This window comes from Anaerorhabdus sp., assembly GCF_036637135.1.
Classification (GTDB): Bacteria; Bacillota_I; Bacilli_A; order Erysipelotrichales; family Erysipelotrichaceae; genus Anaerorhabdus.
In genome coordinates this window covers 1-9,893 of sequence record NZ_JAVWNC010000067.1, presented here as the reverse complement: position 1 = coordinate 9,893, position 9,893 = coordinate 1, and the positions used below count along the sequence as shown (strand labels likewise).

The 9,893-nt window shown below is 31.8% G+C and carries 11 protein-coding genes; 7 read left to right on the top strand and 4 right to left on the bottom strand.

Annotation, left to right across the window (positions count from 1 at the left end):
- Positions 1 to 396: 396 nt before the first annotated feature.
- Positions 397 to 2,205: a ribonuclease J1 gene (rnjA, locus tag RR643_RS10080; protein ID WP_442878362.1), complete on the bottom strand. Its 1,809-nt coding sequence runs from the start codon at positions 2,203 to 2,205 to the stop codon at positions 397 to 399.
- Between the two features lie 14 nt (positions 2,206 to 2,219).
- Positions 2,220 to 2,786 carry a peptide deformylase gene (gene def, locus RR643_RS10075; RefSeq protein WP_332470097.1) on the bottom strand — a complete coding sequence of 189 codons (567 nt, stop codon included), beginning with the start codon at positions 2,784 to 2,786 and terminating at the stop codon, positions 2,220 to 2,222.
- Positions 2,787 to 2,881: 95 nt separating this feature from the next.
- Here def and RR643_RS10070 point away from each other — a divergent pair, with 95 nt between their 5' ends.
- The 7 genes from RR643_RS10070 (at position 2,882) to RR643_RS10040 (ending at position 9,256) form a co-directional block, all read left to right on the top strand.
- Positions 2,882 to 4,084, top strand: coding sequence for an FtsW/RodA/SpoVE family cell cycle protein (locus RR643_RS10070; RefSeq protein ID WP_332470098.1), 1,203 nt, complete (start codon positions 2,882 to 2,884; stop codon positions 4,082 to 4,084).
- A complete protein-coding gene (rsmD, locus tag RR643_RS10065) occupies positions 4,081 to 4,644 on the top strand; it encodes a 16S rRNA (guanine(966)-N(2))-methyltransferase RsmD (RefSeq protein WP_332470099.1) in 564 nt (187 codons plus the stop codon). The genes RR643_RS10070 and rsmD overlap by 4 nt, the downstream gene beginning before the upstream one ends.
- Positions 4,641 to 5,120 carry a pantetheine-phosphate adenylyltransferase gene (coaD, locus tag RR643_RS10060; protein WP_332470100.1) on the top strand — a complete coding sequence of 160 codons (480 nt, stop codon included), beginning with the start codon at positions 4,641 to 4,643 and terminating at the stop codon, positions 5,118 to 5,120. The genes rsmD and coaD overlap by 4 nt, the downstream gene beginning before the upstream one ends.
- An 89-nt stretch (positions 5,121 to 5,209) precedes the next feature.
- Positions 5,210 to 5,776 carry a hypothetical protein gene (locus RR643_RS10055; protein ID WP_332470101.1) on the top strand — a complete coding sequence of 189 codons (567 nt, stop codon included), beginning with the start codon at positions 5,210 to 5,212 and terminating at the stop codon, positions 5,774 to 5,776.
- Complete coding sequence (locus RR643_RS10050; RefSeq protein WP_332483134.1) at positions 5,777 to 7,252, top strand: phytoene desaturase family protein; 1,476 nt, start codon at positions 5,777 to 5,779, stop codon at positions 7,250 to 7,252.
- A gap of 26 nt (positions 7,253 to 7,278) precedes the next feature.
- Positions 7,279 to 8,025 carry an EFR1 family ferrodoxin gene (locus RR643_RS10045; protein ID WP_332483133.1) on the top strand — a complete coding sequence of 249 codons (747 nt, stop codon included), beginning with the start codon at positions 7,279 to 7,281 and terminating at the stop codon, positions 8,023 to 8,025.
- A 25-nt stretch (positions 8,026 to 8,050) separates the two neighbouring features.
- Entirely contained in the window at positions 8,051 to 9,256 is a 1,206-nt protein-coding gene (locus RR643_RS10040; RefSeq protein ID WP_332483132.1) for a glycosyltransferase, read from the top strand.
- A gap of 24 nt (positions 9,257 to 9,280) precedes the next feature.
- On the opposite strand, the gene RR643_RS10035 is transcribed toward RR643_RS10040, so the two are convergent.
- Positions 9,281 to 9,484, bottom strand: coding sequence for a helix-turn-helix transcriptional regulator (locus RR643_RS10035; RefSeq protein WP_332483131.1), 204 nt, complete (start codon positions 9,482 to 9,484; stop codon positions 9,281 to 9,283).
- 5 nt (positions 9,485 to 9,489) lie between these two features.
- The coding region (locus RR643_RS10030; RefSeq protein ID WP_332483130.1) for a DUF3796 domain-containing protein at positions 9,490 to 9,893 on the bottom strand (404 nt) is incomplete at its 5' end.

Here is a 9,893-nt window from a genome sequence, read left to right as displayed (position 1 = left end):
TTGTATTAAACAAAAAAGGTGTTAGTTTTCACCAACACCAGAATTTGTAGAACCACAATGAAAAGGTGTAGAAATACACCTTTTTTGTATGCAAGAAAATTGATTTGTTACACAAATCATGAAAGAATCTTTATGAAGTTCCCAAATTCTTCCCTCATAGAATTTATTAGCTTAGTTTTTAGTTTCCTACTTCAAGTTCATCAAAGTCCAATAAGAGTGGTAGTGTTCAAAGCTATGTTGAAGACTTGCTTCATCTTTTTCCATGAAGACAGAAAGTATTGATACTTTCTTGGTATTCTTTGGATTGCCTTGCGATAAGTATTGCTGTGTCTTTAATTTAATCGTTGAGCCCTTTCCTAAAAGATAAAAAAAGTAGCTTCAGGGCTACTTTTTATTTTATGCTTCTTTTGTTTTTGGTAATCTCTTCTTTGCGTTATTTTGCATTGCTTGCATTGCAGCTTTTTGATTTAAAATAACGGGTATGACAATTGGATTACGATTTGTTTTCTTATATAAGAATGGTTCTAGTGAGCTACGTATACAGTTTTTAAGTTCACCGAATGTTGTGCGCTCTTCCATTTTCTTTTTAAGAGATTCATAAACGACAATTTCTGCTTCCTTTAGAAGTGTTTGACTTTCTTTGATAAATACAAAACCTCTACTTACGATATTAGGGCGACATAAGATTTTGTTGTAGCGAGAATCGATTGTAACGATAACTGCAACTAATCCATTATCCGCGAGCAATTGTCTATCTTTGATAACTGAGGTAGATAAACCTGAAATATCATTACCATCAACATAGATATCATCCGTTTGAATACGTTCATCACTCATGAAGCACTCACCATTTCTCATGACAAGTACATCACCATTACTACATATGAAACAGTTTTCTCTTGGAACACCAGTTTCAACTGCTGTATCAGTATGTTGAACTAACATTTTATATTCACCATGAATTGGCATAAAGTATTTAGGTTTGATTAATTGTAGCATTAATTTTTGTTCCTCTTGAGAAGCATGTCCGGTTGTGTGAAGTGATGTTAATGGTGAGTTAACTAATACGTTTGCACCAACACGAGTCAACTGATTAACTACAGCACCAACACTATTTGTGTTTCCAGGAATAGGGCTACTTGAGAAGATGACAGTATCACCAGGAATAATCTTGATGAAACGATGAGTTCCATTTGCGATACGGCTTAATGCTGCAAGGGGTTCACCTTGAGAACCAGTACATACAATACATACTTTGTTGGCAGGTAATGTATTTAGTTCAGCTGGTGTAATGAAATGACTCTTATCAATCTTGATTGTACCTAGTTTTTGTCCAATCTCAACGACGTTTTCCATTGAACGACCAAATACTGCAACTTTACGTCCACATGCAACAGCTGCCTCTAGAATTTGTCCTACACGCAATACATTACTTGCGAATGTTGATACAAGTAAACGTCCTGGGGTTTTACGAGTTTGTTCAAGAATAGCTTGTGCTACTTTCTTTTCTGATATAGAGAACCCAGCAACACCTGAGTTGGTTGAATCACTTAATAAGACAGTAACTCCAATTTGCCCAATGTAAGCCATTTTTTGATAGTCTGAGTTTGATCCAATTGGTGTTAAGTCAAACTTGAAATCTCCAGTATGTACAATGCGTCCATTTGGTGTATTAATTAAAACGCCAAGTGAATCTGGAATACTATGTACAGTATTGAAGAAACCAACAGAGAAGTTCTTTGTTGAAATTCTTGTTTCATCATTTATCTCAACTAGCTTACAAGCTTTAGATAATTTTCTTTCTTCTAATTTCTTATTAATCAATGCACACGCAAAACGTGGAGCATAAATCTTATCAAAACGTAATGTTTGTAGAAGGAATGGAATTCCTCCAATATGATCTTCATGACCATGAGTTATAATTAATGCTTTAATTTTAGCTTGATTCTTAGTAAGGTAACTATAATCAGGTATTACATAATCAACACCTAGTAAGCTATCTTCTGGAAAGCGTACTCCTGAATCGATAATAATAATCTCATTATCGTGTTCGATACAATACATATTCTTCCCAACTTCACCCATACCACCTAATGCATAAATTTGTGTATCTGTGTGTGGATTCATTTTATTTTCTTTCGTTACAGTAACGTCACTCTTTTTTTGTTTTCGTGATTTGTTTCCTGTAGAATTTACTTCTTTCATATTTTCCTCTTTCTCTAAATTACTTGAGCTCCTTCAATGTGTTTGAAGGGATTTTCTTTATCAATGTGATCATAAAACAATATACCTGAAAAGTGATCGATTTCATGTTGGAGCACAATTGCAAAATAACCTTGCGCTTTTATTGTAATGTTCTTGTTTTGTAACATATCAAATGCTTCAACTTTAATTCTTGCATGACGTGGAACCAATCCTTGATGGGGTTCTTCAACTGATAAACAACCTTCACCATTTTCTAAATAAGAACTTTGTACTGAATAAGAAACAATCTTTGGATTAACCAAAGCATATTCATAATGAATTTCATTATCGTTTTTATCATAGTCTACAAGTGATATAGCAGTTAGTTGTTTTGGAAGACCAATTTGTATAGCAGAAATGCCAACAGCAGGCCTTAGATTCTTTGCTTCTGCAATTTCGGGTATAATTGACTCTTTAACGTATATTAACATATTTTCCAAAGTTTCTCTATCTTCTTGCTTCAAAGGTAGTTCAACAGGAAAAGATTTTTCTCTGATTTTAGGATCAGTATCCTTTACAATTGTATTATTATTTATTTCCATATTAAAACCTCATCTATAATGATAACAAATTTTGAGAATAATTAAAGACAAATGTTCTAAAAAGTAAGGATATTTATGATAAAATACTGGAAGAGGTGAATTATTTGGAAAAGAAGCGAAAGTCTGGCGCACTTAGAATGCCTTATTTATATGATCGATATATTCATTTCGCTACCATTGTTTTGGTATTTTTTGGGCTTGTAATGATTACTAGTGCATCCATGGGGCTTGCAGCTGGTAATACGATATATTTAGTGAATGTAGTTGCGAAACAAATCATATTCTCTGTCATTGGGTATGTTGCGATGCTTTTGATGGCAAAAGTTTTTACGTTTCAACGACTTAGGGATAATATTTCGTTGGTTGTGATTATCACTTTTGTTTCTTTACTTTTGGCACTAGCTTTCCAATCAGTAGGAGGAGCTAAAGCGTGGATACGTATTCCTATGCCAGGAGGAGAAGTTACAATTCAACCATCCGAATTTGCGAAGATTTCAATTATGTTAGTTATGTCTGTTTATTTATGTGATTTAAAAATGAAGAAACCAACTGATTGGGAGTTAATTAAAACACCCACTGTATTAATTGGTTCGTTTGTATTGATTGTAGCGATTCTTCAATCTGACTTTGGTTCGGCTGTAGTTATGGCTGCCATAGCAGTTATTATCTTTTTGATTCCACAACATCCGCAGTTAGTTAAGTTTCAAAAAATAATATTCTTATTAATCATTACAGGAATTATAGGGGTAGTATTTTTAATATCACCATTGGGTGCGAATTTCGTACAGCATTTACCTTTAGCAGAATACCAAAAATCACGTATCTTATCTGCCGTAAATCCGTTTTCAGATAAGTATGGTGCGGGATATCAATTAGTGAATGGTTTAGTTTCATTTGCATCAGGAGGATTCTTTGGAGTTGGTTTTGGTAACTCGGTACGTAAGTATACAAACTTTCCGGCAGCTAATACTGACTTTATCTTAGCAATTGTAGTTGAAGAATTGGGATTTCTTGGATTCATGGTTATCTTCATATGTTATGGGCTGATCATTGTTAATCTATTTAAATATGCATTTAAGATGAAGAGTGAAAAAGGCAAAGTTATCTTGATTGGTACCGCAATGTATATTCTCATTCACTTTATCTTCAATGTAGGGGGAGTTACAGGACTAATTCCACTAACAGGGGTTCCTCTTTTAATGATTTCATATGGTGGATCAAGTACAATGGCTACCATGGTTGCGATAGGCATATCACAAGCGGTTATATCAAGATTTAGGAATGGTGAGTTGGAATGAGAATTATCGCTGGTAAACACCGTTCAAGGGTTTTAAAAACAAGACCTGGTCAAGATACTAGACCAACACTGGATAAAGTAAAAGAATCTATTTTTTCATCCATTGGACCATATTTTGATGGAGGAAAAGCATTGGACTTGTTTGCAGGTTCTGGTGCAATTGGTTTGGAATGTATATCACGAGGGATGGATTCTTGTGTTTTTGTTGATGCAAGTTTTGATGCAATCAAAATAATTAAGGAAAATATCACTGCTTTAAAAGAAGTAGAAAATTGCATCTGTTTGAAGATGGATTATAAACGTGCACTTCAATCATTCAAAAATGATGGTATTTCATTTGATTTTATTTATTTAGATCCACCTTATGGTAAGGTATCCTATGATGAAATTCTAACATTCATTGATATGAACCTGATGCTAAATAAAGAGGGTATCATTATTTGTGAAGGCTTAAAAGAAGATGTCTTTACCGATACGTATAAATCATTTAAAATAAAGAAAGAAGCAATCTATGGGATTACTTCAATTGTTATCTATAAAAGAAATGAGGAATCTCAATGAAGATAGCGTGTTACCCTGGAAGTTTTGACCCAATTACAAATGGTCATTTGGATATTATTAAAAGAGCGAGTAAAGTATTTGATGAAGTTTATGTAACAATTATGGTTAATCCAAAAAAGAAAGTAACCTTTGATCAACAAGAACGTAAGGAAATGATTGAACAATGCACAAAAGATTTACCCAATGTTAAAGTGGTGATTGGTAATGGGTTAACAGTTGATTTTGCGACAAAACTTAATGCGACAGCATTAATTCGTGGTATTCGTGCTGTGGCTGATTATGAATATGAACTTCAACAAGCTACCGCAAATATGATGTTGAATGAAAATATTGAAACGTTCTTCTTTGTTGCTAGACCAGAATATTCGTTTTTAAGTAGTTCGGTAGCAAAAGAAATTGCGATTAATGGTGGAGACATCAGCAAGTTTATTCCAGAAGCAATTAAAGATAGAGTAAATAACGAATTAAAGAAATAAGCACAAATTGTGCTTTTTTTATTGAATTTTATTTTTTTAATAATATAATAACAATAGTTATATAACGAATGTTATATTTAGGAGACGTTATGCCAAAGAATAAAAGTATTGGAAAAGAAAAGATATTCAAAGCTGCAATTGAGATTGTACAAAATGAAGGAATTGAAAATCTAAACGCCAGAAAATTAGCACAGCAATTAACCTGCTCGACACAACCAATCTATTCAGAATTTAAAAACATGGATGAGTTAAAATCATTGCTTAAGGTTGAAGCAGAGAATACTTATCGTGATTGTGTTGAATATTATAGAGAAAGTAAAAAATACTCATCCTATTTAAGTGTAGGTATGGGATATATTAAATTTGCGAAAGAGTATAAAGGACTTTTTAACTATTTGTATATGCAACCACAAACGAATAAAGAATTATTCTTTGAAGATATTAATGCTGATGACATTCAACAAGTACTTACTAATGTCTATCACTTAACTGATAAACAAGGTACTGAGTATCATTTAGAGATGGCAATCTATACTTATGGTTTAGCATGTTCATTAAATCTGGGTTTGGTAAATATTAATGAAGATGAAGTTGCGAAACGATTAACAAATCAATTTAATGCATTGATGTCATTGTTCAAAACGGAGGATAAATAGATGAAGATAATCATAATTGGAGCAGGTCTTGCAGGTTTATCTGCAGGTATATATGCAAGAAAAGCAGGATACGATGTGGAAATATTTGAAAAAAACACTTATGCCGGTGGCTTGTGTACGGGTTGGGTACGTAAAGGAAGTTATATCGAAGGGTGTTTACATTGGTTAACAGAATCTAAAAAAGGAAAACTATTTGAAATATGGAATGAAATTGGGGCATTAAACGAATCTGTAAAACTATATGATTGTGATTCTTTCTATGAGGTGCATTATCAAGATAAAACAATCAATATGTATACGGATATTAATAAACTAGAAAATGAGTTATATCGCTTTGCAACTGATCATGATAAGAAAATCATCAAGAAATTCTTAAAGTCAATTGTTAAAGTTCAAGATTCCACAAATGTACCAGCAGAAAAACCATTCCATTTATGGTCAATGATGGAAGGTATAAAATATGCAATGAAATCAATGCCAGCAATTAAAGTTATGAAATCATATGGTAATATTTCAATTGTTGATTTTGCAAATCAATTTGAGAGTGAAGAATTACGTTTTTTCTTTAAGAATGCACTTGTTCCAGATTGTTATAATGTATCCTCCAATGTTGTTACTTTAGCTGGTTTAGTTTCTAAAAACAGTGGGATACCGGAAGGGGGATCTAAACCATTTGTGGATAGAATTGTTCAACGATATTTGGATTTAGGTGGTCAACTTCATTTGAATTGTGAAGTGAATGGTATACTTATTGATAATAATGAAGCAAAAGGAATTCAATGTAGTGATGGGACAATTCATGAAGGTGATTACATTGTAGGAGCTACTGATGTCCACTTTTTATTGGATAAATTATTAAATAAACAATTTGAAATTAAAGAAATAAAAAATGCAGATCTAGATAAGCAAAATTATGAAACTATTAGTTTAATCAGTGTCATATATCGCACAAATAAAGATCTAAGTAATGTGGTTTCTTCTTCTTTTTATCATACAAAAGAATATGATGTCTTGGGCAAGAAGTTCTCGTGTGTGGGTATCAAACATTATGGTTATGAACCGACGCTTATTCATGAAGGTAAAACAGTTATTCAAATCAATATTATTACAAATGAAAATATGGCTGATCAATTGATTAAGATGAGTCAAGAAGAATACCAAAATTTCAAAAGTGAAATATCAAAGAAATTTAAAGACATTGTTATCAATGAATGTGGATATACAGATGATTTAGAAGAATTGGATGTAGTAACACCTAAAACATATATTAATTATGTTAATGCATACAAAGGATCATTCATGTCTTATCCAATGACAGCAACGAATAAACAGGTGATGATTATGAATAATGCATTACCGATAAAGAACATAATGCTTGCGAGTCAATGGCAAATGATGCCAGGAGGAACTCCTGTTGCGGTAGTACAAGGTAAATTCGCTATTCAATCTATACAAAATTTGGAATCAAAAAAATAGTAGTGAATGAAATAAGGAGAACAAGGATGATAGGTTTATATTTTAGTGGAACTGGAAATTCAAAGTTTTGTATTGAACATTTAGTAAAACAAATTGATCCAAGTGCAAAAGTAATTTCGATTGAAGACAAAAATGCAATCTATGAAATTATTCAATCGGAGTGTATATATATTTCATATCCTGTTCAATATAGTAATATACCAAAAATACTATATGATTTTATTAATGATAATCCAATGATTTGGAAAAATAAGAAAATATTTATTATCGCAACAATGGGTTTGTTTAGTGGTGATGGAAGTGGAATGTTGGCTCGATTATTAAAGCGACATGGAGCAATAATACGAGGTGGAATTCATATTAAAATGCCAGATAGTATTTGTGATGAAAAAGTTTTAAAACATAGTAATGAAGTAAATCAAAAGATAATACAAAATGCTTCGACTAAAATAAATGAAATAGCAACCCAAATAAAGAATAATCAATATCCACAAGTAGGTCTTAGTTTTGGCTCAAGATGTTTAGGTTTATTTGGACAACGTTTATATTTTCAATCAAAAACAAAAACATATTCTGATAAATTAAGAATAAATAGGGATTGCGTAGGATGTGGAATATGTGCAAATATTTGTCCAATGTCTAATATTGAAATAGTGAATCATAAAGCACAACAAAAACAACAATGTACGATGTGTTATCGTTGTGTGAATGAATGTCCAAAACAAGCAATTACATTATTAGGTAAAAAAGTAGTTCAACAATATAAAATATAAAAATTTTATCGCGAAGGAGTTTCATATGAAGAAAATTGCTATGTTTTCAATGGGTACAAGAGGGGATATACAGCCTTATCTTGTATTATCAAAAGGTTTAATAAATAAGGGATTTGATGTAACGTTAGGAAGTCATCCGTGTTGGCGTAAGTTAGTAGAAAGTTATGGGGTTCATTTTGTTTCGATAGGACCCAATGTTGATATTGAAATGGAAGCATCAAAGATACGTGGAACAAGTAAAAATCCAATGATTAGTATGTTGAAAACAATGAATTTTGTATTTAAATTAATTAATAATTCATCGAATGAAATCTATGAATGTTGTAAAGGCAAAGATTTAATTATCGTTTCTCATAGTCAAATGGGAGCAACTGAAGCTGAATCTTTAAAAATAAAAACAATTAATGTAACTCTTCAATCTGAAATGTTGCCTGAAACTAAGAGAAAGAAAACACTAAAAGATAAAGTAGTTGCAGCATTTATTAATCCGATAATGGCTAAACCCTATAATCAAATTAGAAAAAAATATAATCTAAAAAAAGTGAAATCAATGGATAAAGTCATGTCAAAAGAATTGAATTTAATACCAATTAGTAAATATGTATTAGAAACTAATCCGTATTGGGAAGAAAAGAATAAAGTGATAGGATATTGGTTTTTAGAGGAGGATGAGTACACACCATCATTTGAGTTACAACAGTTTTTGGCTCAAGGTGAAAAGCCAATTTTATTATCACTTGGTGCAATGTCCTTTGAGAGTAATGAAGAAGTAAATAAATTAAATTGTTTTATCGAAGCATTTTCTAGGACAAACAAACGTGCCATCATTCAGGGGTTTAATAAGACACGCAAATTTGTAACATTACCTGAAACAATGATCGCTATTGATTCGGTTCCCCACAGTTGGCTCTTTAAGCAAGGCTATGCGGTTATTCATCATTGTGGTTTTGGTACAACTGCTTCAAGTATGTATTATGGTATACCATCTATTCCAATTCCACACGTGTTAGATCAGTTATCTTTTGCTAATCATCTCTATCGTTTGGATGTAGGCACTAAACCCATAAAAGCAAGTGAATTAAATGCGGAGGTATTAATTAATACAATTCAAGAATTGGATCATCATTATGTATTTTATAAGAGTAATGTTTTAGAACTATCAAACAAGATGTATTTAGAAGCAGGACTTGAGAAGACAATCCAATTAATAGAGAAAAGTTTAAACAGTTAAAAAGGGAATCGTGGAGTTTCCCTTTTACCTAAATATGAAGATATCTTCTATTGGTGTTTTTACAATTCTTGAAATATCTATCGCAAGTTTTAGTGAGGGGTTATATTGTGCTTTTTCTAGTCGCATAATCGTTTCCCGACGAACGCCTACTAAATCAGCTAGCTGTTCTTGAGTTAAGCCGACTTGAATGCGATAAGTTTTTAGATTACAAATGAATTCATTTTCCATATGTTTTACTCCTGTGTTTCATACTTATAAAGTAAGTATTTACTTAGGAATAAAACTAAGGCATAAATACATGAAACAGTGATTATCATGAATATTGCAGCCCATTCCGTATTTCTTTTAAATAAGCCCATACCAATTAACCAAATCATAATAAACATTAGAGTGAAACCTGTTTTATAGGATTGGATAGTAGCTTTCGTTTCATTTTCTTTGAACAATTCATCTTTTAGCACATTGGATAATTTACCTTCATAAAAGAAACTAAAGAAACCAAAAAATACAAAGAAGAAGAAAGGGAAAATAGTTTTATCAATGGGAAAAGTCCAAAATCCTAAAAAACCAAAGAAACCAAAAAATCCAAGATAACCAAGTTTTGAAGAAATAATACGTGTATGATTTGTATCAACTG